Below are 22,417 nucleotides of genomic sequence, written 5' to 3'. Positions count from 1 at the left end.
GACAATTAAAAATAAAGAGTATACATGTCATTTGAAAAATTGGGTTTAATAAAGCCTTTACTTAGTGCTATAAAAGAGTTGGGTTATGAGCATCCAACATTAATACAAAAAAGAGCTATACCTTTGGTTATGGCAAAGAGTGATATTTTTGCAACGGCTCAAACAGGAACAGGAAAAACGGCGGCTTTTGCCTTGCCCATACTTCAAAAACTTCGTAAAACAAGTAATGATGAAAACCGACTTATTAAAGTTGTGATTTTATCTCCAACTCGTGAACTTTCTATTCAGATAGAAGATGATATACAAAAATTCTCTAAACATATGAGCGTTAAAAGTACGATTTTAGTAGGTGGAAAAGATATAACAGCTCAACAACGCATACTTAAAAAAGGTGTAGATATAGTTATCGCAACACCTGGTAGATTTATGGAACACATAGAAAATGGTTTAAAAATCTCTGATATTTCAATATTTGTAGTAGATGAAGCAGATAGAATGTTAGATATGGGATTTTCAAAAGAGATAAGAAAAATCCACTTGATGCTTCCTAAAAGACATCAAACTTTACTTTTTTCAGCAACTTATAGCGATAAAGTAAGAAAACTCTCAAAACAGATACTTACTAAACCAGCCTTTATAGAAACAGCAAAGAAAAACACAACAGTAGATACAATAAATCAAGTTGCATATATGGTTGATACTGCTAGAAAAGCTGAACTTTTAGCTTACTTAATAGGCTCAAGAAATTTTCCTCAAGTTTTAGTTTTTACAAGAACAAAAGTAAGTGCTGATGAGTTATTTTTAGAACTTCAAAAAGATGGACTTAAGTGTGGAATTATTCATGGAGATAAAACACAAGCACATAGACTTAAAACATTAAATCAATTTAAAGAAGGTAAAGTTAGAGTCCTTGTCGCTACTGACATAGCATCTAGAGGTTTAGATATAGAAGAACTTCCATATGTTATAAACTATGAGCTTCCTTCTATCCCTGAAGACTATGTACATCGTGTTGGAAGAACTGGAAGAGCAGGGCGAAATGGAGAGGCTATCACACTTTTAGATATATATGAAAAGTATGATGTTAGAGATATAGAAAGACTTATAGGTCAAAAGATTCCACAAGAAGTAGTAGAAGGCTTTGAACCTGATCCAAGCATAAGAAGAAAAGATCAAGATGAACTAAAGCTAAAGAGTGAACATAAAAAGCCAGAAGCAAAGAGAGTTAGAAAACCTGCAAAAAAAAGCTTTTGTAAAACCTGTTTCAAAGAAAAAAAGAAAAACTACAAAAAGAGATTGATTTTAGAATTTGTTTGAAAATTATCATCTTGAGATACTTTATAAAGATGAGTATTTAGTAGCCATTAATAAACCAAGCGGACTTTTAGTTCATAAGTCCATGATAGATAGACATGAGATTTATTTTGCTATGAAGATACTTCGTGATCAACTAGGTCAATGGGTTTATCCGATTCATCGTTTAGATAAACCAACTTCAGGAGTGCTTCTTTTTGCTCTTGATAAACATACTGCTAAACTAATGTCAGAGCAGTTTATGAGCCATACTATTAAAAAAACATATCTTTGTATTGTTCGTGGGTTTACAGATGCTAAAGGTCTAGTAGAGCATGCACTAAAAGAAAAACTTGACAAGATTGCAGATAGAGATGTAAAAAAAGAAAAAGAGGCTCAAGAAGCTATAACGGAGTATGAAACCTTAGCATCTGTACAACTTGACTTTGCAGTTGGAAGATATGATAAAGTTAGATATTCACTGGTAAAGGTACTTCCAAAAACAGGTAGAAAACATCAGATTAGAAGACATATGAAGCATATATCTCATCATATTTTAGGTGATACAAAATATGGAAGAGGAGAGCATAACAAGTTAATAAGAAAAGAGTTTAATTGTCATAGACTTTTGCTTCATGCTTCTTCGCTAGAGATTATGCATCCATATACAAAAAAGCATTTAAAATTGGAAGCAGGGTTAGATGAGATTTTTTCTTTTATGCTTAACTCATTTTTCCAATGGCACATGAAACAAAACTTTTTGCTTTAAGACCTGTCGCAGTAAATGTTCCAAGTTCTTCATCATCCATAGGATAACCTAAACCACGCATCTTTTTACGAAAAAGTTTCTCATGTTCTTCATCTTTTATATCAACGCTTACAACTCTTGGCTCTTGTTCTAAATCAACTTCAACTTCACCAAAGTCTTTTTTTAAGGCGTCACTAACTGTTTTTGCACAACCACCACATTTTATATTTAGTGCTTTAAAACTTTTTTTCATAACTTTCTCCTTCTTTTATTTTTGGATGTTTAATCACTCCATCATAAATAACTTTGCAATCTTTAGGCAGAATAACATTAGATGTAAAACTCATCAAAGATGAGCTTTTTGAGATAACATCAGATGTTAAAGAAATTTCTTTTTCAGTTCTTAAAACTTTTTGTACGCCAAAAGAAGCAACTCCATCAATTGTGTTAGTACCAAAATCAAGAATTTTTCTACCAGTTCCTAAAATAGAACTAGGGATTGATTGAGCTATGTTAACAATAGTTGTTGTGGTTTTTGCTGTTTTAGGATTTTTAATATTTCCATTTAAGCCTTGGGTTATGATAGCACAGCCATTTTTATCAACTATACTGATATTTAGCTTATTTATATCTCCATTATCTTTTAATTCACCAAGAGCAACGATGCGAAACTTGTTTGTTTTAAGGGCTACATCATCAAGATTTACTATTTCATCTTTTAGCGATATATTAAACTGTAATTGTTTTATATCTGTTTTACTTTTATGTGTATTTCTTATATTTGATATTAAAGATTTAGAGATGCTAATAACATTTAGTCCTAAAGCATCGTTAAGAGTTGAAAGAGTTTTATCTATATCTATGCCCTTTATGAGAATATTATTGACCGATATATCGCTTTTGGCTGTTTTTGTTAAAAGATTGTAAGAAGTTGTTGCATCTATATGACCATGCTCAATGAGTTTATTTTTATCTAAAAGAAGGGCAACCTTATCAACTGAAATATTTTTAAGCTCTATATTTACGAGTTTATCATTAAGTGTAAACTTTGCAACTCCTCCTAAAGAGTTCGTACTTATCCTCAGCATATCGGTATAACTACCTTTAATTTTCATAGCATTATAAAGTTTTATGGATGTTAAACTTCTGTATTTATATAGGTCTTGGATATCAATAAAAAAATCACCTTTAATATGTTTATTTTCATAAGAAAAAGAGTTTATTACGAATTTATCATTTGCATATAAAAATGAGCCTTTTGAGTTGTATGGAGCATCTAGATGTATAGATGCCATCATCTGTATAGGTATTTTTTCTTTTTTATAATGTAGGGTAAAGTTATCTTTTAGAGTTAAAAGTTTTGGTGTGTAGTTTCCTGATATATTGAGAGAAATTGAGTCGTTTATTTTACCAAGTAACATATTGTTTTTTATGTAATGGCTTTTTATTTTAAAGTCTATGTTTTTTAAAGTTCCTTTGGCTTTAAAATCTAGATGCCCAAAGATTGTATTTTTATACTCTAGGGCATTTGATAATTTCATGAGGTCTATATCTTGTATTGAAAAATCAAAATTTTCTTTGTCAATTTTTAAAATACTTAAAGAGTCAAAGCTTGAACTATTGGCATCTATGCTTAGATGCTTATCAAACTTTAGGTTTGCATCTACTTCTAATATCTCATTATTTAGAGGGATAGTAATATTTATTTTGCTATTAAGGGAATTTGTTTTTATTTTGTAAGTAGCACTTGATTTTATATTTATGATTTGTTCATCTATATGTACATCACTTTTTATATCTAAATCAATCTTGTTAAAATCTCCATTACCTTCTATAGATAATTTTCCAGATGCTAAGGTTTTTTTAGAAGAAAATTTAAGTAATTCTTTGATGTCTAGATGCTTAAGAGAAAAAGTGAATTTTTCATTTTTTAAGTTAAATGTATTAGTTCCAGAAAAGTTTTTGTTAGTTGCATTAAAGATTAGGTATTTATGATAATTCGCATCTCCGTAAAAAGATATGTTTTTATTTAAAATTTCTGAATTAAAAGTATAGTTTATATCTAAATTTTCATCTTTGTAAGTTAGTTTTGATACAAAAAGTTTTATATTTTTTATATTTTGTGTTGGAGTAAAAATCTTTGGAGAGTCTAAAATGAAGCTGGCATCTAGTGTTTTAGTATCTAATGTACCGTTTAAGTTTATATATCCTTTTGCTAAAGGTTTTTGTTTTGCAAATCTTAAAAGTTTAGATAGATGCAAATCTTTAGCCATATACTCTAAGCGTTCATTGATTAAATGTAAGTTTAGATGTCCTCCAAAATGTGAAGTGTAAATTTTCAAGTCAATAGAATTATTGGCATCTAGATATAGTTTAGTGGTGAAACTTAACTGTTGTTTTATCAAAGAAACATTGGCATCTAGGTACAGTTCATCATCATAAGTTATATTTGCCTGTGTTTTTATTTTTGCTTGAAGTGGTTGGTAAACTTTAAAAGCATTAATGTCCCCTGTGTAATCAACTAAAGCCTTTAATGGAAAAAGATTAATGATTTGAACTTTTACATTGTTGTTTTCTTTTTCTATATAAGCTTGAATTATTAAAGAAGTAAGCTCAAATGATGTGACCTTAACATCTTTTTTGAGTAAAGAAGAAGTATATTGTTCGATGGAAAAAATAGTAATTTCTTTTATAAAGATAGCGATTGTTATAATTAGAGCAGAAAATATGACTTTAAACAATACTATCCTTTTTTTTAACACATTTTACAATATTGAACTTTGTCAATGTTTAATTAATACACTTTATGTATAATCGCAAAAAATTAATACAGGAGTGAAAAATGGAGGCTGTTTATCCATATGCACATATTATACACCTTATCTTAGCAATTATATTTTTAGGTTATGTTTTTACTGATTTAGCTGTTATATCAACACTAAAAAATAAGTTTTCTAAAGATACACAAAAAGAGATAAATCAAACAATGGGAGCAAGAAGTTTTAAAATTTTCCCAATTTCACTTTTAGCTTTAGTTCTAACTGGTGGAATGATGCTCTCAAAATACATGAACTCAGATGCTGGGTTTATTCAAACTGATTTACAAAAAATATTGCTTTTTAAAATACTTCTTGTTTTAGTTATAGTAGCAGGGGTTTTAAGTAACTTATATGTAAGATTTACAAAGGGAACAAAAAGTAAATTTATGCAAAATGATTTTCATAAATTAGTGATTGTTTTGGGATTTTTTATAGTTGTTTCTGCTAAATTAATGTTTATTATTTAGCTTAAACTTTTTATTATGAAATTTATACCATTTACATCGTTTTTTATTTTTAATTGAGTAGATATTATAAGGAAATTTTCTTCCACATTCTTGACACTCAAATGTAGCTCTATTTTTAAACTTGTTATATCTTACAAATAAGAAGTTACCAACTTGATCGCCTGTTTTATAAACAATCTTTTCATTTTTAGAATATGCTTTTTCTGCAAGAAGAGCGTCTTCTCTTTGTTTTACTAGCCAAGTTGGTTCTATGTCCTCTTCAAATTCATAATCCATATCAGATTATACCCTTTATAGATAGTTCTGATATAATTCAAATAAAAAGATAATGATAGAATATAACTACCCACTCTTTAGACCACCAGCAGAAGCAAACAATATAATCATTCGAGTGACTTACGGATGTAGTTACAATAACTGTTCATTTTGTTCTATGTATAAAACAAAAAGTTTTGAAGTAAGAGTAATTGAAGATGTTTTTAAAGATATAGATACTCTTGCCAACTCATATCCAGATGCAAGAAGAGTTTTTTTAGCTGATGGAGATGCTCTTACCCTTGATACTGAGTATCTTTTAAAGCTACTCTCTTACTTAAAACAAGCATTTATAAAACTAGGACGCATCTCCCTCTACGCATCTGCACAAAATATACTAAACAAATCAAGTCAAGAATTAAAACACTTAAGAGAAAATGGCTTAAATCTTATCTACTACGGAGTAGAAACGGGTAGTGATATAGTTCTAAAGAAGATAACAAAAGGTGTAACGCAAAATGAGATTATTGAGTCACTAAATAAAGCCTCAGATGCAGGACTCAAAATATCTGCAACGATTATACTTGGTATGGGTGGAACAAAGTATTCAAATGAACATATCAGTCAGAGTGCTTTGGTTATAAACTCTACAAGGGTAAACTACTTAGCAACTCTACAACTAGGGCTTGAAGAAGACTCAAAAGAAAATTTTTACAAACACTTTAGTGACTTTGAGATGCCTACTGATGCACAGCTACTTCAAGAACAAAAAAAGTTTTTAGAACTTTTAAACCCAACTAATAAAATAATCTTCCGCTCCAATCATGCATCTAATGCCTTGCATCTAGCAGGAAACTTACCAAAAGATAAAAGTAGATTAGTAGAAGAACTAGATTTAGCATTAGAAATAGGGCAAGATGCATTTGTACCTAATAAGTTTAGAGGATTTTAGATATGATTATTTACATTTTAAAAACAGTATTGTTAAATTCCTCGATATTTTCATATAAAACTCTTAAAAATTATATGGGTAATGCACCAAGTTTTTATGATAATAGTAGTTTTACTTGTAATATAAATCATATCAATATGTTAGAAAATTATATACAAGAGGGTATCAATAAAAGTAAGTTTATGCTTCTTGTTCAAAAAGGCGACGAACTATTAAATACACAAGAAGCGATAGATAAATTTAGAGATGCAACTCTTATAGCAGAGGAGGGTGGTAATCATGGGTTTGAAGGGATTGAATTATACTTTGAGAGAATAAGAAAATTTATTAAATGAGGCTAGTATGATATTGGCATTTGGAGATAGTCTTACGCCAATTTGTCATGAGTGTAGTTACTGGTGGATTATTAATGAATATTTGACTGGTAACTGTATAGTTACTACTTAGTAATTGAAAAATTAATGATTGGTTGGTTAAAAAGTTATGGGGTAATTGTGTAGTTACTACTTGAGGTTAATATGAAAAAGTATGACCTACAAAGTTAAAGTATCTTAATAAGATGGTGTCAGAGGGGGGACTCGAACCCCCGACCCCCGGCTTATGAGATAGAAGGTCTAAATATACAAATTGATACAGAGGGGCTATTTCACGACATTGAGCCTGATTGTTAAGTTTGTATGCGGTAATATTCCGAATATAATTACATATCTTTACAATATTAAGTATGACCTAAAGTATGACCCAAGGATTTAAATGGCTTTTCCAAAGTTAACCGCAACACAACATAAAGGAATCTATACATACAAGCATCCAATTAAAGGAACTGTATTTGTAGGCTCATTTAAAATAGGTAAAGATCAATATAAAAGAACAGTAGGTTATAGTAACGACGATTATAAGACAAATGCCAGAATGGCATTTATAAATAAAGAAACTCTTAGAGCTAAATATAAAAATCAAGACTCTCAAGAGATTAAAAAAATCTATACATTTGAAAAACTTTTTGATGAATATATAGAATCAGTTAAACAAGTGCAAACTCCGGCAACAATAGAAACGAAAGAGTACTACTTTAAAAAGCATATAAAAAATAAAATAGGTAATAAGCTAATAAATAATATTGTTCCAGGTGAAATCCAAAAAATTATAAATGAAATGTTAAAAAATGGTTATGCTCCTCAAACTGCAAAACATTTAAATAATATAATAAAAGCAATATTGAACTATGCTATTAGAATGAAATATATAAATTTTAATGCTTCTAATCATGTAGAACTTCCAAAGTTTGATAACACCGTTGAATATACGCTTACAAATGATGAAGCAAAAAAGCTCTTTTCTACAATTTTAAATTTTAATGAGTTAGTATATAGAGGTATATTTGCTTTTTTACTTCATGGACATCGAAAATCAGAGATTTTAAATCTTAAGTGGGATTATATAGATTTAAATAATAGAGTTTATGAAATACCGGCAAAGATAAATAAAGCAAAGAAAAATAAAAAACATCCGATTACAGATATTTTATTTGAGATTCTTTTAAACATAGATGATAAAAGTGAATATATTTTTAAGTCTCCAGTAACTGGAACTAAGTTTAAAGATATTAGAAAAGCATGGGTAAGGATAAAAAAAGAAGCAAAAATTACTAAATCATTTCGCATACATGATATAAGACATTTAATAGGGAACACAACTATAAATGAGTTGGGACTTAGTTCAAATGTTGCAGCAGCAATCTTAGGACATTCAACTACTAAAATGGTAGAAGAGCGGTATAGTGATGTGAGAGTAGACACTATATCAAAAGGTCTTAATTTAATATTTGATTATTTGAAATAAGAACAGTTAGTAGTTAATTAAAAGAGATTATTCACAAATAACTTGTTTAAATATTGGTAAAAACACAATATATTTGGGATATAGTCACAAAAACATGTTATAATCATCGCATGGATACTTATTTGTGTCCATATATACGTTCTAATCCAATTTCAAATAGGATTATTAATTAGCGCAACTTATTAATTATGAACACTTGTTTTAGCTTAACTACCTAAAACTTCACATTAGAAAAAATAAGCTCTCTTACTTTTATTAGTAGGAGGGCTTTTTTTTTGCCTGTATTTTAGGGATGCTAAATACACCTGTTTCCATTCCGAACACAGAAGTTAAAGAGTGTCTTCACCGATAATACTGCATCTTTCAGGTGTGGAAATGTAGGCTATGCAACGGCTATGATGTGAACAAATCCAACACTAAGGTGGATTTTAAAGTGATAATATTTTTAATTATTTGCGCTAAAATATTTTTAGTCCTAAAGCACTTGTTGGCTGCTTACGCAGCTTATCAAAGCTTACTCGTTTTTATTAGCTAATAAAAACAATGCAGGAAGTAGGAGGTTAGTTACCTAAACTTTCTGCAACTACTTATCAACTAAAACTTATTAACATTTGTTTGTACAATTGAAATTCCACATAAATTTATAATAATTGTCAATTAGCTTATTATATAAAATTAAAGTATAGTGTTGAAATAATTATAAAAGGAATAACATGAAAAAAATAATATTAGTTGGGTTGCTTGTTATGGCAACTTCAGTATTAGCGAATGACGACAAAAAAGGAATAGCAATAGATTGTTCTAATATGGGTTGTACATTAGTATGTGGAGGTTTTGTAAATATAAGTAGGATTGGTAATATAAAGATTGAACCAGTAGCAGACAGCTTTAAATATACAATTTTTAAACATAATAAATATGATCAGATTTTAATGCTTGACAATAGAACTTTTTGTGAAATAACCAATAGTCAAAGACAATATTATTATAAAATAAAGAAGTAATAAAATGAAAAAAATAAGTTTAATATTATCCGTATTGGCATTAATATAATGAACCCCTAAAACTGAACCAGTAAAATTTGTTTTCTTATTTCAAAAATGATAAAATTGAAATAGAGAATATAGGAATTAAATATGAGTGCAAAAAGAAAAAGTTATAGTGCAAATTTTAAAGCAAAAGTAGTACTGGAAGTTTTAGAGGGTGAAAAAACTGTTAATGAAATAGCTAGTGGATATGAAGTCCTACCTCTAAGTTTAAGAAATTGGAAAAAACAGTTTCTTGAGAATATGTCATTAGCATTTGATAAAAGTACTGTTGTAAAAGAATACAAAGATGAAATTGATACTCTTAAATATGAAAAAGATGCAATTGCAAAAAAACTTGGAGAGACAATTGTTGAGAAGGATTTTCTTGTGGAAAAGCTAAAAAGCTTGGCCTCATCTAAAGAGAGAAAAACTCTACTTGATGCTAAGCATAAATTATCACAGAATAAGCAGTGTCAATTGCTACAGGTAAGTAAGTCGAGTTTGTACTATACTCCAACTAAACCGTTTAGTAGAGGTAAAGACTTGAAAATATTAGATGCTATAAATAATATATATTCAGACTTTCCATCATATGGAAGTAGAAGAATTCATGCTCAACTTTTAAGAGATGGGTATAGCATAGGGAAAAAGTTCGTTAAGAAAGCTATGAAGTATATGGGTATAGAAGCCTTGTATCCTAAGCCTAAGACCACTACAGCAAACAAAGAACATTATAAGTATCCATATCTCCTAAAAGATTTTAGAGATTATGCTGGACGTGTTGTAATTGAAAAAACTAATCAAGTCTGGAGTACAGATATTACTTATATCAAACTGGAAAAAGGCTTTGTATATTTAGCCGCAATAATAGATTGGCATAGTAAAAAAATACTCTCATGGAAACTTTCTAACACAATGGATATTTCCTTAGTTAAAAGTGTGTTAAATGAAGCACTCGCATTTTATCCTAAACCAGAGATATTTAACACAGACCAGGGAAGTCAATATACTTCAAAAGTTCATGTTGATATTCTCAAAAAACACAACATTAAAATTTCAATGGATGGAAAAGGTAGAGCTACTGATAATATTTGCATCGAAAGATTCTGGCGAAGTATTAAGTATGAAGAAATTTATCTGAATGAATATAAGAATATAAAATCTCTCAATCGAGCAATAAAAATATATATGAACTCTTACAACAAAAAAAGATTACATTCGGCGATTGGATATAAAACTCCAAATGAAGTTTATTATAAAGCTGTCAATAATTTAGATCCTAAAGGAGCAAAACTGTTACCACTGGTATCGTAAAGAGGTAAAATAAGAAAACTTGTTTTACTGGTCTTGAAAAGGGAACCATTATATAACAATTTTTTATGGTTGTTCTTCTAATCTCAAAGAAGCGAACAATGAAAATTTTACAAAAGCTATAAATCAGTATCTTTCTAGTAGTAAACAGAAGTTAAACTGTTTTAATATTGGAAAAGGTTTTCCAAAAGAAGCTTTTTTAAATGCACGAAATATGAAAGAGTATGAAAATACAGGGCTTTTAAAATCAAAAACTACTAAGATAGAAACACAAGCTAGTAAATTCTTTATAAAAGAAAAAAGCAGGAAAGAATATAAAGATGCACTAGTTTATGATATAACAGATGCTGCTAAAGCATTTTATAAAAATGGTAGAGTTTGTGTAGGTAAAGTGAAAGTAGCTGAAATAATAAACTTTACAGTTCCATCTGAGCTAATGGGTCAAGAAGTTAGTACTGTAAAATACAAATATACAATTTCTGATTTGCCAGTTTGGTTAAAGAAAGCTCCAGAGCAGAAAGTTAAAAAAGATGTATTGATTTTAAGTGGTAAAGGATGGATTCACAGTAAATTGTTTTAATTTATATGATCTCTTATTAGTTAAAAAAGGAAGAGGGTATGTTACTCACTCTTTTTTAACTCTTCATCTTGTGATTTTAAAAAATCATCAAGATCTTCATATTCGTTATCTAACCCATATTCTTGTCTAAATAATTCTTCTTGATAGTCTGCCATGATTTTTTCATCAGCCTCCCATTCTTCTCTATTTGTATATATATGTTCCGGTGCAATTATATGATCAGGTTCTGAGTTAAGGATGTTTTGAAAAAAATCTTCTGATTCTTGTATGTTTGAGCTCTGGCTCTTTTTGTGTCGTTTAGTTAAAACATATACCAGTATAATAATTGCAATAAAAAAGATAGATACTACTGACATTACTTAAAATTCTTCTGTATCTTGTTTGACTTTTTGCAATTTTTCTACAAATTTATCAAGTAGTGGCTTACTGGCATATTTGAGTAAATCTAATATTTCTTTGATTTCATCATTATCTGCGTAGTCTTTTGTGTTTATGGTAATTGTCCCGTTTACGGCAACATTACCACTATGATTAGTTACATTTACGCCATTACAGTCCTGAACAAACATATCGCCATGACCTGTTGCTATCCAATGAATATTTATATTTTCATCTGAACATAATTTTGAAAAAATATCTGTAATAGTCTTTTGATTATTTAAAAATTTTGACATTAAGCTAGTTGATAAATAATCATATTTTTTGACTAAATCTTTTTGTTTTAAGTTTTTCGCTTCTAAAGCACTTTTTAATCTCACACTATAGCTAATGATTTGTTGATTTAATTCCATGATTTATTTATTATCCTTGACATAACTCAATGATTCATGTATAATTATACATATCGTTGATATTTATACATATTCTTACAATTTAATCTTTTAGGATACCAAAAATCCCTTTAAAAGAGTGAATTGTAATGAAATGTATTATAAAGGGACTAAAATGAGTATTCAAAAAGATAATAGCTGGTTTGCTGAAGCAATGGAAGAATCAAGAATCAGAACTTTAAAAAATAATCTTGTAAAGTTTGAAACTGTAGATGCGTTTGTTGAACAAAATATAAAAACATATTTAACTTCACTTTCTTGTGATTTAAAACAAAATTATAAATCAATGTTGGTTGATCTTAATAATCTTGATGTTGCAGATGATACAAAATTTAAAGATTATGAATATTTTAAAGACTATTGTTTACAACTAAAAAAAGATTTTAAAAGTAATTATAGATTCACTGTCGTTCAAGAACCAACAGATGATAATTTTGGACAAATAATTATCAATATAGAAATAATAACATCTACTAAAAATTACAATATAGAACTAATGAACTATAGTAGTGACAGAGGACTTTGGTTTGGTATAAATAATAAAGATTATTATTTAAGTCATACGGAAGTTGGCACAATCCTCTCTTTAAATAAACTTTTTAATCTTACCAAGATTATTAAACAAATAATCAATCAAAACAAAGAAAATAAAATCTATAAACTTGATTTAAGATCTAATATAATGGTTCCCTTTTTCAAGACCAGTAAAACAAGTTTTCTTATTTTACCTCTTTACGATACCAGTGGTAACAGTTTTGCTCCTTTAGGATCTAAATTATTGACAGCTTTATAATAAACTTCATTTGGAGTTTTATATCCAATCGCCGAATGTAATCTTTTTTTGTTGTAAGAGTTCATATATATTTTTATTGCTCGATTGAGAGATTTTATATTCTTATATTCATTCAGATAAATTTCTTCATACTTAATACTTCGCCAGAATCTTTCGATGCAAATATTATCAGTAGCTCTACCTTTTCCATCCATTGAAATTTTAATGTTGTGTTTTTTGAGAATATCAACATGAACTTTTGAAGTATATTGACTTCCCTGGTCTGTGTTAAATATCTCTGGTTTAGGATAAAATGCGAGTGCTTCATTTAACACACTTTTAACTAAGGAAATATCCATTGTGTTAGAAAGTTTCCATGAGAGTATTTTTTTACTATGCCAATCTATTATTGCGGCTAAATATACAAAGCCTTTTTCCAGTTTGATATAAGTAATATCTGTACTCCAGACTTGATTAGTTTTTTCAATTACAACACGTCCAGCATAATCTCTAAAATCTTTTAGGAGATATGGATACTTATAATGTTCTTTGTTTGCTGTAGTGGTCTTAGGCTTAGGATACAAGGCTTCTATACCCATATACTTCATAGCTTTCTTAACGAACTTTTTCCCTATGCTATACCCATCTCTTAAAAGTTGAGCATGAATTCTTCTACTTCCATATGATGGAAAGTCTGAATATATATTATTTATAGCATCTAATATTTTCAAGTCTTTACCTCTACTAAACGGTTTAGTTGGAGTATAGTACAAACTCGACTTACTTACCTGTAGCAATTGACACTGCTTATTCTGTGATAATTTATGCTTAGCATCAAGTAGAGTTTTTCTCTCTTTAGATGAGGCCAAGCTTTTTAGCTTTTCCACAAGAAAATCCTTCTCAACAATTGTCTCTCCAAGTTTTTTTTGCAATTGCATCTTTTTCATATTTAAGAGTATCAATTTCATCTTTGTATTCTTTTACAACAGTACTTTTATCAAATGCTAATGACATATTCTCAAGAAACTGTTTTTTTCCAATTTCTTAAACTTAGAGGTAGGACTTCATATCCACTAGCTATTTCATTAACAGTTTTTTCACCCTCTAAAACTTCCAGTACTACTTTTGCTTTAAAATTTGCACTATAACTTTTTCTTTTTGCACTCATATTTAATTCCTATATTCTCTATTTCAATTTTATCATTTTTGAAATAAGAAAACAAATTTTACTGGTTCAGTTTTAGGGGTTCATTATACTAATGCAAAAAAGTTTTTACTTTCTAAGCAACCTAAAGAGCTTATAAATGAAAAGGCTCAGATAACAGTCAAAAAAATAGAAGATGTTAAAAAATCAAACTTTGATAAAGAAGATATGGATGTCTTTTGGCGTAGTTACATATCTGATGATAGAAATTTTTGTGATGTTATATTAGTTCTTGCCGAATATGAAGTATGGAATGATAATACTAACTTCTATCAGGAGTTAAAAAAAACTACTAAAGCATTGAATCTTCCAATATCTCAATTAACACCCTTCTTTCTTAAATATTTGATTCTATGGACGGAAGAACACAAAGGATTTAATAGACATTTAGAACGATTATCTCAATTAATTATAAACGATGAGCTTGAAGAAAAAACAAATATAAAAGATGTCACACAAGGTAAAGCCAAATCAAATAAAAATAGATTTTGTTTAAGTGATGGGATGAAAAATTTGATTGATGAAAATTTAAAAGAATTAGCTATTTCAGATGATACAAATTATATTAAGTTTCTTAGTGAACTTAGAAACACTTTATCTAATAGTATTCAAAAGGCAGCATAAATGACTACAGAAAATAAAGAAGATATTGCATTGAAAGAATTACTAAACTCGTTAGATTATGTCTATCAAGTGTTTTCAGATAATGAATATTTTCAACTTTCTAGTGAACAAGAAGAAGAGTTAGAAAATACACATAAGCAGATATCTAAGAGTGGGTATGTGCTTTATTATAGAAAGAAGGAGATATAAAAAATGAGTAATCAAAACAAATTAATTAAAATAGAAGAACTTGTAGTTTTGCTAAATGAACATTTCAGTTCTAGTTTTTCAACTGGAACAATTGTTAAGTTAAGAAATTCTAGAACAATACCGGCAGTTGATGTACGAACACCAGGAACTAAAATAGCAAGATGGAAATATAACTTTGAAGATGTTAAAAAAGCTTTAGAAACTTCTAAACAAAAAGGTTAAGTATGAAATTTGCAAATGAAAATCAAGTAGAATTAAAAACACACCTTCAAATATTTAAACTTCCTGAAACTCTTATAGATAAAATTGTTTTACATGCAGATGATAATTGGATAGAACAACTTATCTTAAATCTTGAAAGTGCTACTAATCCACAAGAAGCTTTATCAAACACTTTAGAACTTTTTTTATTAAAGATTTTTTCAACGACTCCAGCATATATATCAAAAAAAGACATTGTTAAAAAATTTCCAATATCAATGAGAAGATTTGAAGAGCTAATAAGAGCTAGATTAGTTCCATTTATTGAAGTTACTAAAAAGAATAGAGTTTTTAACATAGATGAAATATATGATCATCTTCAAAATTATAAAGTTGATTCGATTGTTTATAAAGTTGACCCTGTTGCCTTACAAAGTGCTATTAGCAGATTGGTAAGTTAGAGTCCAAAGTTGCTAAACAAAGAATATTTAAAAATATTAAAGCCTAAAACTAGACCTGTTCAGCTTGAACCTTGGTTTTTTAGATACTTAAATGCAGGACAGCTAAAAGTTTTAAGTGCGATTGTTGCACATGCCGATTATGCAACACGCTCTAAAGATAGTTTTGCTTCAAATAAAACTATTGCTTTTTATGGTGGTTTCGGTCTTATAAATAGTGATACTAAAGATTATGAGTTTTTTCAGACATTAACAACAGATGAAAAAATAGCTTACAAAAAAAAGAAAATTAAAAATGCAATTCAGACAGTTAAAAATATCAAAAGACAATTAGAAGAATTGGGAGTAATTAAAAGAGAAATTATAAATACTAAATCGTATGCAGTAGTAGATTTGGAGTGGGGAAAAGAGCGATATCTAAAAGAGTTTGATGAATACTTTAATGATGACACTCAAGATGCAGAACTAACAGAAAATGAAATCAATAAAGAGCTATCACTAATCACAAAACTTGCGAATGAAGGAAACATATCAAAAGATAATTTAGCAACACAACTAGAGAGCTTAACAAGTAAATTGAAAGTTGAGATAAAAGATGAAAATCCAAATGCAACAATACCAGTAGAAGATATTGATAAAACTGTCGAATGGATTATGAACACTAAAAAGATAAAAACTAAAATTGCAGAAGGTAAAATTAAAAATGTTGGTGGATATAAAAACTCGATAAAAAAACAGATACAAAATAATACATTTAATGGTATAGACCTACTGTATGTTGGTCTAGTAGAAAGTGAAAGAGAAAAAATAGAGGCAAATTTATATGCAACACTTGAGCCAATCGAAAGAAAAGATGAAAAATATTTTCCTGAAAGCGTGATATTTGACAATGATAAAAGAGTTATATATGCTCTTTATAAAAATAAAGCACAAACTGAACAAATATATATTTCAATTTCCCCATCTCTTATAAATAATATATTCAATCCAAAAAACTACACAACGAGAACACAAAACTATATACAAAACTATATACAGAACTATAAAAAAATAGAAACAGAACAAGTACCTAAACAACAAAATATTTCTACTGATTTAATAGATGTAAAAACTCCTTCGAATGCTATTGATATTTTTATAAAAAGTTATAAAGCAACAAATAGAATTGATTACGCATTTTTAGATGCTAGTAAGGGATTGAGTTATAAAGAACAAGAAATTCTTGATAAATTTAAAGAAGAGTTTGAAACTACAATTATTTGGGATTCAATAAGGAAGAAAAATGAATGAAATATATAGTGTGAATGTAAAAATATATCCTGAATTGTTAAAGTATAAAGATGATTTTGGAAATGCTATTAAAATTTATTATGACAAGGTTATGGTAGATGAAAATTATGAAAATTATGTTTCAGAAAGTAGAAAAGTGTCTTGCAGACTTAAGTGTGTATATTCACCAGATTACTATAAAAATATGATTGATACAGTAAAAAATATGATTCAATCTATGAATAAAGGAGAGAAAAAAACAACAATTAGTGACTCAGTTATTATGAATAATGTACTAGCGAGTTTAAAAGATATAAGTTGCTTTAATTAAAAAGTAATTAAATAAAAGGTAAAAATGATGAGAGAAGAGATTAGTAATGAGCAAGGTAATGAGCAAAAGAAAGCATATAATTGTCCAGTTTGTGGTGCTGGTGTAAAATTTATTACAGACCCAGCAACAAAAAAGTTAAAAGCAATCAAATGTGCAACGAATATATATGATCAACAACAAAAACAAAATGTCGGTTGTGATTTTATTGTTTACTCAAATCAAAAACTCTTAGAACCAAAATTACTGCTTAAAGATGAATTAAAAGCACTTGTTGCTGGAGACACTCTACGCATAAATAATTTAACGGTATTTGTAGATGCAAAGAATCCAACTGTAGGTAAAAATAAAAAGAAGGAAGAAGTTAGATATTACTTAAAAATTGAAAGAGATGAAGATATTGAAGAAGAGGTGATTTAAATGTTAAAAATTTATTTTTTATTCATGACGCTTGTAGGCAAAATATATGCTAAAGGGATTATTGATATTACAAAAGCCATTGAGCCTACAGAATCTATAACAGTAGCTTTAACGGGTAAATTTGTCGCAATTGTGATGACATTAGCTCTTGTCTTTGTTGGTTATAGCTACATGTTTGGTCAAAACGATGAAAAGCAGAAAGAAAGATTGATTCAAATAATGAAAGGTGGTGTGTTAATCCTCGTTGCTAGTTCTATCGCTGCCATATTTGGATAAACAATGAAAAACTATAGAATAATTACTGCACCTAATATACTTAACGGCATTAGTATATTAGGTTGGATTGTTATTGCAGCTGTTTCATTAGTATTATTTGATATCACGCTTATATTTTCAAATGTTATTATAGCTATAGCAGTGACTCTCCCTACTGTTTTAGTTTTATATGGAATCATACTTTCAAAGTCAAAAAAAAACCCAGATTTCATAATGATTAAACTCATACTATTTATTAAAATAAAATCAACGATAAATGCAGGAAATTTTAAAGGAAATTGCTATGTCTCGTAATATAATATCTACAGTAATTAAATTATTGACTACTAAAATTCAAGCTCAAACTACTTGGGAAAAAATGAATCCATTTTTAGAACTTGATAGAGAAGAAGACAGTTTAATATTAACAAAAAATAGTAACTTTGTAAGAGTTTTAAAATTAAGAGGCAAAGAATATAGCGGATTAGACATAACAAAAATAGAAGAGTATTTCAATATAAGAACTGAACTATTGCAAATGATTGATGATGACATTAATGTAACGACTCATTCTGTCAGAGAAGTAGATGTTAACAACAATTACATAAATAATTCTAAAAAATATCAAGACATTATTACAAAAAAATGGAATGAAAATTTTAAAAAAAGTTATAAAACATATCATTATATAGTTATTTCAAATTCTTCACTTCTTGATTTATCAATAATGACACAACTATCTCAAAATTTATCAACGAACCAAAAAATCAAAAAATCAAAAGTATTGGACAATAGTAAAAAAATAGAGGCACAACTTAGTGATTTTGAACCATACATATTAAAGAATGAAGAATTGGTTTCATTTTTTTCTAGTTACATAAACGGAAAAAGCACAAATCAAAAAATTCCACAAAATAAAAGTTTAACAAATATACTACCTGGCATGACATTGAAATTCCCAAAAGATAAAGATTATATGATCTACGAAAATAATATAAATATTTATAGCAAATGGGTCTCTATACAACTTTTTGATAATGAAAAATTTGATGAACTTTTAATAGAAGAACTTATGAGCTATAAAGCTGTATTTACAATATATCAATCTTTTCAAAAATTTCCAAAAGATAAAGCACTTGCTGTTATTCAAAAAAAATTAAATATTTTACAAAACAATACTGACTCATCAAATTCTCTAGCTTATGATGAAATAGATGATATCAGACAAGCGATAGAGCGAAGTGTTATCGCTTTGTTTAATTATTCATTTTCAATACAAATAAAAAATAGTGATTTAAATAGATTAGAATATGATGTTGAAAATATTAAGAATATTATAGATGGGTATGGATATCGCTCTTTTATAGAAACTGAAAATATTGAACCACTATATTGGTCTTCTCTTCCTGATTATGCAGGATACAACGCAACAAAAAGACATCTTATATCTACAAACATCAGTTCAATGATAACTTTTACAACTGTTGCTCAAGGTGATGATAGATGCAGTTGGGGAAATGAGAGCTTAACAAAATTTTTAACTTCTCAAAGTACAAACTATGATTTTATTTTTCATGAGAGTACAAACGCTCAAGCTCTTGGCAATACTGTTGTCATTGGTGGTTCATCATCTGGTAAGACTACACTTATAACTTTTTTGTGCATGATGGCATTAAAATATCCAAATATGAAACAATTATATTTTGACAAGTTACAAGGTATGAAAGTTTTTACAGAGTTCATGGACGGAAGTTATGCAAAGTTTGAAGGAGATATCTCTCTTAATCCTCTGCAACTAGAAGACAATGATATCAATAGAGAATTTTTAAACTCATTTTTTCAAATTATGAGTGGAAAGAATAGTGCAAAAGATATAAAAGATATTGATGATGCATTAAGTCAAGTTTATGAGCATCTACCAAAAGCACAAAGAAATTTAAAAGAGTTTGTAAATGCAATACCAGGAACTAATGAAGATGATAGTTTAAAAGCAAACTTAGAGATATGGTCAACTGGAGCAAATAAAAGATTTTTCAGTGCTACAAAAGATAGTTTAGACTTTTCAACACAAATCTCAGCCTTTAATATGGATAGTGTATTTCATAATAAAAAAGCTCCCACACTCATTAGTTATTACATATTTCATAGATTAAAAATGATTGTATCTGAAACTGCTTCACCATCGATTGTGGTAATAGATGAAATACCTGACTATCTTTCAAATGTAGATTTTGGTAAAAAAGTTGTAGAGATAATTTTAGAAATAAGAAAAAAAGATGGCATTGCTATTTTAATGGGACAAAGCTTGAGTCTATTTTTGGATACTGAAGCCGGAAGAAAAATAATAGGTTCATCGATAGCTAACTTAATATTGTTTCCTGACACCTCAATAAAAGAAGAGACTAAAAAAATACTCAATCTTACAAGTGAAGAATTTAACTATATAAAAACTCAAACAAATAAGAGGAAACCACTCTTAAAAAGAGTAAATACCGGTGGTTCTGTGCAACTAAATGTAGATTTGTCATCGTTAGGAAAATACTTAAATATATTCAACAGTTCAACAGTTGCTGTTTTAAAACTAGATAGATTAAAGAAGAAATTCCCAACAGACTGGAAAGAGAGGTATTTAAATGATTAAGAAAAGTATAGCACTTACAATTTTATTAAATATAAATTTGTTTGGAGTGGGCGGAGTTGGGGATATAGTTTCTGATCCTGGTTCTTACGCTTATTATATGCAACAAATAGCACAAGTTACAAAAACCATTGATTTGATTACTACGCAAATTAGAACATTAGGTGGAATAAGAACGGTGATAGATGAAACAAAAAGAAATATATACAATGCTAAAGATAATTTAGAAAATGTAATGGGTAATATGTTGCAGAGTATGGAAACTTTAACTGATACAATGCGTAACACCGAAATCAAATCGTTATGGTCTATTAAAAGAAGTTCAATAGGAGGTGGGACTGGTGGCTTAATGTATGATGATATTTCTGAAAAAATAAAAGCTTATTTTGCTGTTGCTGATGATCAAATAATTGAGAGAATGGGTGGAAAACAAAAACTTAAAGAGTTAGAGATTAAATTATATACTTTTAGAAAAGCTTTAGACAAAACAAATCTTAATGATTTTAAAGCGATGATGGCTACAAAAGTAGATGATAAAAAAATAAATCAAAGTCTATTAATATCTAAATATTTAGAAAAGTTAGAAAGACAAACAAAAGATGATATTAAACAAGATTCTTTTGCTAATGTGCAAGAAAATTATAATAATTTTTTTCATCCTACTGCTCAACAAAAATATAAAAGAGAAAAGAATATAAAAAGATTAGAATCTTTTACTAAGTATATAGAAAGCAGTGATGATTTAATGCAGCAGACGCAAACATCTAATTTAATATTGCTTGAGATATTAAATATCCTCAATAAAGAATATAAATCTGCTCTTAGATACAGAAATGCAATTGCAACTCTTCATATTAAAATATAAATAATCCTGCATATTTAGCACGATTAGTTGACAATCAAAAAAAGATACAAGAGGATTTGAAAAACATTCCTTACAAAAAAGACACATCAAAATACAATAGTTTGAAAAGAGCTAATGCATTGGGTGTTGGCTTTAGGTTCTAGGATTTAATATGATTGAGAAGTTATCATATTTGTTCCAAGAGGCGTTGAGATTAATTAGTAATGCTATATATGGTGTGTTTCAAGACACATTAACACCTTTTGTTATCCCAGTAATAAATCTATATCTTGTTGTTATAGGCATAAAAATAATTCTTGGTGAAGAAGAAACAAGTAAAAAAAATCTTATCAGATTATTTCTGATTTTCCCAATTATAATGATGATTGTAATGGATTACGGTATGTATAGAGATTATATAATGAATCCAATCATGATCATAAGAGATTTTACTGTAACTTATATTACAGCAATTGCCAATGAAGGAAGCACTAATAATATTATTGCCCTAGACACAATCTTTTTAAGTATGAAAGATACAGTTTATAATGGATTTGAATTTAGTTGGACAGATTGGAATATTGTAGATTTAATATTGTCAGTCGCAACTTTATTAGAGCTAGGATTATTATATTTAGCAATAGGAACATTTCATATTATTTCATTTGTAGTCCCTGGTTTATTTTTAACAGCCGGTCCTATCCCTCTCGCACTTTTTGCATTTGACAAAACAAAACATATATTTAGTAGTTGGCTACGCTCTACTATCACTTATGCTCTCTACGGACCAATATCGGCGATAATGATGATATTTATTTACTATGTAACTAAAGTATCAGCAGCATCTATTAGCACCGATTTTGATGGGATGTTTTTTGTGATTCTAGCTTTGGCGGTACTACTATTTTTAACTCGTATGATACCAGAGTTTGCGAATGGAATTATGTCATCACTAACAAGTGATGGTGGTGGTATGGGAAGTCAAATAACTCCAGGGATGAATATGGGAAGAGGACTTAAAAGTGGTGCGATGAATTCAGTAAATGCAGCCAAAAAATCAAATGAATTGTATTCAAAATTTAGAAAATAA

At 28.6% G+C, this 22,417-nt stretch carries 27 protein-coding genes and 1 pseudogene; 22 read left to right on the top strand and 6 right to left on the bottom strand.

Annotated elements, in window-relative coordinates; all coding sequences use genetic code 11:
• The first annotated feature begins 24 nt into the window (after positions 1 to 24).
• Entirely contained in the window at positions 25 to 1,317 is a 1,293-nt protein-coding gene (locus MOV50_RS02455; RefSeq protein ID WP_321778846.1) for a DEAD/DEAH box helicase, read from the top strand.
• Positions 1,310 to 2,062: a tRNA pseudouridine(65) synthase TruC gene (gene truC, locus MOV50_RS02450; protein ID WP_321778845.1), complete on the top strand. Its 753-nt coding sequence runs from the start codon at positions 1,310 to 1,312 to the stop codon at positions 2,060 to 2,062. Before MOV50_RS02455 ends, truC begins: the two co-directional genes overlap by 8 nt.
• On the opposite strand, the gene MOV50_RS02445 is transcribed toward truC, so the two are convergent.
• Entirely contained in the window at positions 2,016 to 2,294 is a 279-nt protein-coding gene (locus MOV50_RS02445) for a heavy-metal-associated domain-containing protein (protein WP_321778844.1), read from the bottom strand. The genes truC and MOV50_RS02445 overlap by 47 nt on opposite strands.
• Positions 2,278 to 4,782 carry a hypothetical protein gene (locus tag MOV50_RS02440; protein WP_321778843.1) on the bottom strand — a complete coding sequence of 835 codons (2,505 nt, stop codon included), beginning with the start codon at positions 4,780 to 4,782 and terminating at the stop codon, positions 2,278 to 2,280. The genes MOV50_RS02445 and MOV50_RS02440 overlap by 17 nt, the downstream gene beginning before the upstream one ends.
• 101 nt (positions 4,783 to 4,883) lie before the next feature.
• On the opposite strand from MOV50_RS02440, the gene MOV50_RS02435 reads away from it, so the two are divergent.
• Entirely contained in the window at positions 4,884 to 5,327 is a 444-nt protein-coding gene (locus MOV50_RS02435; protein WP_321778842.1) for a hypothetical protein, read from the top strand.
• On the opposite strand, the gene MOV50_RS02430 is transcribed toward MOV50_RS02435, so the two are convergent.
• Positions 5,310 to 5,603 carry a hypothetical protein gene (locus MOV50_RS02430; protein WP_321778841.1) on the bottom strand — a complete coding sequence of 98 codons (294 nt, stop codon included), beginning with the start codon at positions 5,601 to 5,603 and terminating at the stop codon, positions 5,310 to 5,312. The genes MOV50_RS02435 and MOV50_RS02430 overlap by 18 nt on opposite strands.
• Before the next feature lie 52 nt (positions 5,604 to 5,655).
• On the opposite strand from MOV50_RS02430, the gene MOV50_RS02425 reads away from it, so the two are divergent.
• From MOV50_RS02425 to MOV50_RS02400, 6 genes are all read left to right on the top strand, one after another.
• A complete protein-coding gene (locus tag MOV50_RS02425) occupies positions 5,656 to 6,534 on the top strand; it encodes a radical SAM protein (protein WP_321778840.1) in 879 nt (292 codons plus the stop codon).
• Between the two features lie 2 nt (positions 6,535 to 6,536).
• Entirely contained in the window at positions 6,537 to 6,869 is a 333-nt protein-coding gene (locus MOV50_RS02420) for a YqiA/YcfP family alpha/beta fold hydrolase (RefSeq protein ID WP_321778839.1), read from the top strand.
• A 418-nt stretch (positions 6,870 to 7,287) separates the two neighbouring features.
• Positions 7,288 to 8,376, top strand: coding sequence for a site-specific integrase (locus tag MOV50_RS02415; RefSeq protein ID WP_321778838.1), 1,089 nt, complete (start codon positions 7,288 to 7,290; stop codon positions 8,374 to 8,376).
• Positions 8,377 to 9,089: 713 nt separating this feature from the next.
• On the top strand, positions 9,090 to 9,380 hold the full coding sequence (locus tag MOV50_RS02410; RefSeq protein WP_321778837.1) for a hypothetical protein: 291 nt from the start codon (positions 9,090 to 9,092) through the stop codon (positions 9,378 to 9,380).
• A gap of 132 nt (positions 9,381 to 9,512) precedes the next feature.
• Positions 9,513 to 10,718: an IS3 family transposase gene (locus tag MOV50_RS02405; RefSeq protein WP_321777146.1), complete on the top strand. Its 1,206-nt coding sequence runs from the start codon at positions 9,513 to 9,515 to the stop codon at positions 10,716 to 10,718.
• Positions 10,719 to 10,929: 211 nt separating this feature from the next.
• The gene (locus MOV50_RS02400; protein WP_321778836.1) at positions 10,930 to 11,295 is read left to right on the top strand and encodes a hypothetical protein; all 366 of its coding nucleotides are present in this window, start codon (positions 10,930 to 10,932) and stop codon (positions 11,293 to 11,295) included.
• Positions 11,296 to 11,336: 41 nt separating this feature from the next.
• Here MOV50_RS02400 and MOV50_RS02395 read toward each other — a convergent pair whose 3' ends face one another.
• A complete protein-coding gene (locus MOV50_RS02395; protein ID WP_321778835.1) occupies positions 11,337 to 11,651 on the bottom strand; it encodes a hypothetical protein in 315 nt (104 codons plus the stop codon).
• Between the two features lie 3 nt (positions 11,652 to 11,654).
• Positions 11,655 to 12,086: a hypothetical protein gene (locus tag MOV50_RS02390; RefSeq protein ID WP_321778834.1), complete on the bottom strand. Its 432-nt coding sequence runs from the start codon at positions 12,084 to 12,086 to the stop codon at positions 11,655 to 11,657.
• 154 nt (positions 12,087 to 12,240) lie between these two features.
• Between MOV50_RS02390 and MOV50_RS02385 the strand changes: the two genes are divergently transcribed.
• Positions 12,241 to 12,918: a hypothetical protein gene (locus MOV50_RS02385; protein ID WP_321778833.1), complete on the top strand. Its 678-nt coding sequence runs from the start codon at positions 12,241 to 12,243 to the stop codon at positions 12,916 to 12,918.
• On the opposite strand, the pseudogene MOV50_RS02380 reads toward MOV50_RS02385, so the two are convergent.
• Positions 12,858 to 14,065 (bottom strand): annotated as a pseudogene (locus tag MOV50_RS02380) (IS3 family transposase). The gene MOV50_RS02385 and the pseudogene MOV50_RS02380 sit on opposite strands and share 61 nt — an antisense overlap.
• 204 nt (positions 14,066 to 14,269) lie before the next feature.
• Here MOV50_RS02380 and MOV50_RS02370 point away from each other — a divergent pair.
• The 12 genes from MOV50_RS02370 to MOV50_RS02315 all read left to right on the top strand — a co-directional run bounded on the left by MOV50_RS02370 (position 14,270) and on the right by MOV50_RS02315 (position 22,417).
• Positions 14,270 to 14,725 (top strand): hypothetical protein, encoded by a 456-nt coding sequence (locus MOV50_RS02370; RefSeq protein WP_321778831.1) that lies wholly within the window; start codon positions 14,270 to 14,272, stop codon positions 14,723 to 14,725.
• A complete protein-coding gene (locus tag MOV50_RS02365; RefSeq protein WP_321778830.1) occupies positions 14,726 to 14,914 on the top strand; it encodes a hypothetical protein in 189 nt (62 codons plus the stop codon).
• Positions 14,915 to 14,917: 3 nt separating this feature from the next.
• Entirely contained in the window at positions 14,918 to 15,136 is a 219-nt protein-coding gene (locus tag MOV50_RS02360; protein WP_321778829.1) for a hypothetical protein, read from the top strand.
• 2 nt (positions 15,137 to 15,138) lie between these two features.
• Positions 15,139 to 15,576 carry a hypothetical protein gene (locus MOV50_RS02355; protein ID WP_321778828.1) on the top strand — a complete coding sequence of 146 codons (438 nt, stop codon included), beginning with the start codon at positions 15,139 to 15,141 and terminating at the stop codon, positions 15,574 to 15,576.
• A gap of 9 nt (positions 15,577 to 15,585) precedes the next feature.
• Positions 15,586 to 16,863: a hypothetical protein gene (locus MOV50_RS02350; protein ID WP_321778827.1), complete on the top strand. Its 1,278-nt coding sequence runs from the start codon at positions 15,586 to 15,588 to the stop codon at positions 16,861 to 16,863.
• A complete protein-coding gene (locus MOV50_RS02345; RefSeq protein ID WP_321778826.1) occupies positions 16,856 to 17,173 on the top strand; it encodes a hypothetical protein in 318 nt (105 codons plus the stop codon). The genes MOV50_RS02350 and MOV50_RS02345 overlap by 8 nt, the downstream gene beginning before the upstream one ends.
• 27 nt (positions 17,174 to 17,200) lie before the next feature.
• Positions 17,201 to 17,590: a hypothetical protein gene (locus tag MOV50_RS02340; protein WP_321778825.1), complete on the top strand. Its 390-nt coding sequence runs from the start codon at positions 17,201 to 17,203 to the stop codon at positions 17,588 to 17,590.
• A complete protein-coding gene (locus MOV50_RS02335; RefSeq protein ID WP_321778824.1) occupies positions 17,591 to 17,866 on the top strand; it encodes a TrbC/VirB2 family protein in 276 nt (91 codons plus the stop codon).
• A gap of 3 nt (positions 17,867 to 17,869) precedes the next feature.
• Complete coding sequence (locus MOV50_RS02330; protein WP_321778823.1) at positions 17,870 to 18,160, top strand: hypothetical protein; 291 nt, start codon at positions 17,870 to 17,872, stop codon at positions 18,158 to 18,160.
• A complete protein-coding gene (locus MOV50_RS02325) occupies positions 18,150 to 20,486 on the top strand; it encodes a hypothetical protein (protein ID WP_321778822.1) in 2,337 nt (778 codons plus the stop codon). Before MOV50_RS02330 ends, MOV50_RS02325 begins: the two co-directional genes overlap by 11 nt.
• Entirely contained in the window at positions 20,479 to 21,348 is an 870-nt protein-coding gene (locus MOV50_RS02320; protein ID WP_321778821.1) for a hypothetical protein, read from the top strand. The genes MOV50_RS02325 and MOV50_RS02320 overlap by 8 nt, the downstream gene beginning before the upstream one ends.
• A gap of 151 nt (positions 21,349 to 21,499) precedes the next feature.
• Positions 21,500 to 22,417, top strand: a complete 918-nt coding sequence (locus MOV50_RS02315) for a type IV secretion system protein (RefSeq protein WP_321778820.1) — start codon at positions 21,500 to 21,502, stop codon at positions 22,415 to 22,417.

The sequence above is a fragment of the Sulfurimonas sp. genome (assembly GCF_029027585.1).
GTDB lineage: Bacteria > Campylobacterota > Campylobacteria > Campylobacterales > Sulfurimonadaceae > Sulfurimonas.
The sequence above is the reverse complement of the archived record's forward strand: the minus strand, read 5'-3'. Positions and strand labels throughout refer to the sequence as shown.

Excerpts from the sequence above, each read along its gene's own strand:
- MOV50_RS02455 (WP_321778846.1), top strand. The coding sequence starts at position 25 with ATGTCATTTGAAAAATTGGGTTTAATAAAGCCTTTACTTAGTGCTATA.
- MOV50_RS02445 (WP_321778844.1), bottom strand. The coding sequence starts at position 2,294 with ATGAAAAAAAGTTTTAAAGCACTAAATATAAAATGTGGTGGTTGTGCA.
- MOV50_RS02435 (WP_321778842.1), top strand. The coding sequence starts at position 4,884 with ATGGAGGCTGTTTATCCATATGCACATATTATACACCTTATCTTAGCA.
- MOV50_RS02430 (WP_321778841.1), bottom strand. The coding sequence starts at position 5,603 with ATGGATTATGAATTTGAAGAGGACATAGAACCAACTTGGCTAGTAAAA.
- MOV50_RS02425 (WP_321778840.1), top strand. The coding sequence starts at position 5,656 with ATGATAGAATATAACTACCCACTCTTTAGACCACCAGCAGAAGCAAAC.
- MOV50_RS02420 (WP_321778839.1), top strand. The coding sequence starts at position 6,537 with ATGATTATTTACATTTTAAAAACAGTATTGTTAAATTCCTCGATATTT.
- MOV50_RS02415 (WP_321778838.1), top strand. The coding sequence starts at position 7,288 with ATGGCTTTTCCAAAGTTAACCGCAACACAACATAAAGGAATCTATACA.
- MOV50_RS02410 (WP_321778837.1), top strand. The coding sequence starts at position 9,090 with ATGAAAAAAATAATATTAGTTGGGTTGCTTGTTATGGCAACTTCAGTA.
- MOV50_RS02405 (WP_321777146.1), top strand. The coding sequence starts at position 9,513 with ATGAGTGCAAAAAGAAAAAGTTATAGTGCAAATTTTAAAGCAAAAGTA.
- MOV50_RS02400 (WP_321778836.1), top strand. The coding sequence starts at position 10,930 with ATGAAAGAGTATGAAAATACAGGGCTTTTAAAATCAAAAACTACTAAG.
- MOV50_RS02395 (WP_321778835.1), bottom strand. The coding sequence starts at position 11,651 with ATGTCAGTAGTATCTATCTTTTTTATTGCAATTATTATACTGGTATAT.
- MOV50_RS02390 (WP_321778834.1), bottom strand. The coding sequence starts at position 12,086 with ATGGAATTAAATCAACAAATCATTAGCTATAGTGTGAGATTAAAAAGT.
- MOV50_RS02385 (WP_321778833.1), top strand. The coding sequence starts at position 12,241 with ATGAGTATTCAAAAAGATAATAGCTGGTTTGCTGAAGCAATGGAAGAA.
- MOV50_RS02370 (WP_321778831.1), top strand. The coding sequence starts at position 14,270 with ATGGATGTCTTTTGGCGTAGTTACATATCTGATGATAGAAATTTTTGT.
- MOV50_RS02365 (WP_321778830.1), top strand. The coding sequence starts at position 14,726 with ATGACTACAGAAAATAAAGAAGATATTGCATTGAAAGAATTACTAAAC.
- MOV50_RS02360 (WP_321778829.1), top strand. The coding sequence starts at position 14,918 with ATGAGTAATCAAAACAAATTAATTAAAATAGAAGAACTTGTAGTTTTG.
- MOV50_RS02355 (WP_321778828.1), top strand. The coding sequence starts at position 15,139 with ATGAAATTTGCAAATGAAAATCAAGTAGAATTAAAAACACACCTTCAA.
- MOV50_RS02345 (WP_321778826.1), top strand. The coding sequence starts at position 16,856 with ATGAATGAAATATATAGTGTGAATGTAAAAATATATCCTGAATTGTTA.
- MOV50_RS02340 (WP_321778825.1), top strand. The coding sequence starts at position 17,201 with ATGAGAGAAGAGATTAGTAATGAGCAAGGTAATGAGCAAAAGAAAGCA.
- MOV50_RS02335 (WP_321778824.1), top strand. The coding sequence starts at position 17,591 with ATGTTAAAAATTTATTTTTTATTCATGACGCTTGTAGGCAAAATATAT.
- MOV50_RS02330 (WP_321778823.1), top strand. The coding sequence starts at position 17,870 with ATGAAAAACTATAGAATAATTACTGCACCTAATATACTTAACGGCATT.
- MOV50_RS02325 (WP_321778822.1), top strand. The coding sequence starts at position 18,150 with ATGTCTCGTAATATAATATCTACAGTAATTAAATTATTGACTACTAAA.
- MOV50_RS02320 (WP_321778821.1), top strand. The coding sequence starts at position 20,479 with ATGATTAAGAAAAGTATAGCACTTACAATTTTATTAAATATAAATTTG.
- MOV50_RS02315 (WP_321778820.1), top strand. The coding sequence starts at position 21,500 with ATGATTGAGAAGTTATCATATTTGTTCCAAGAGGCGTTGAGATTAATT.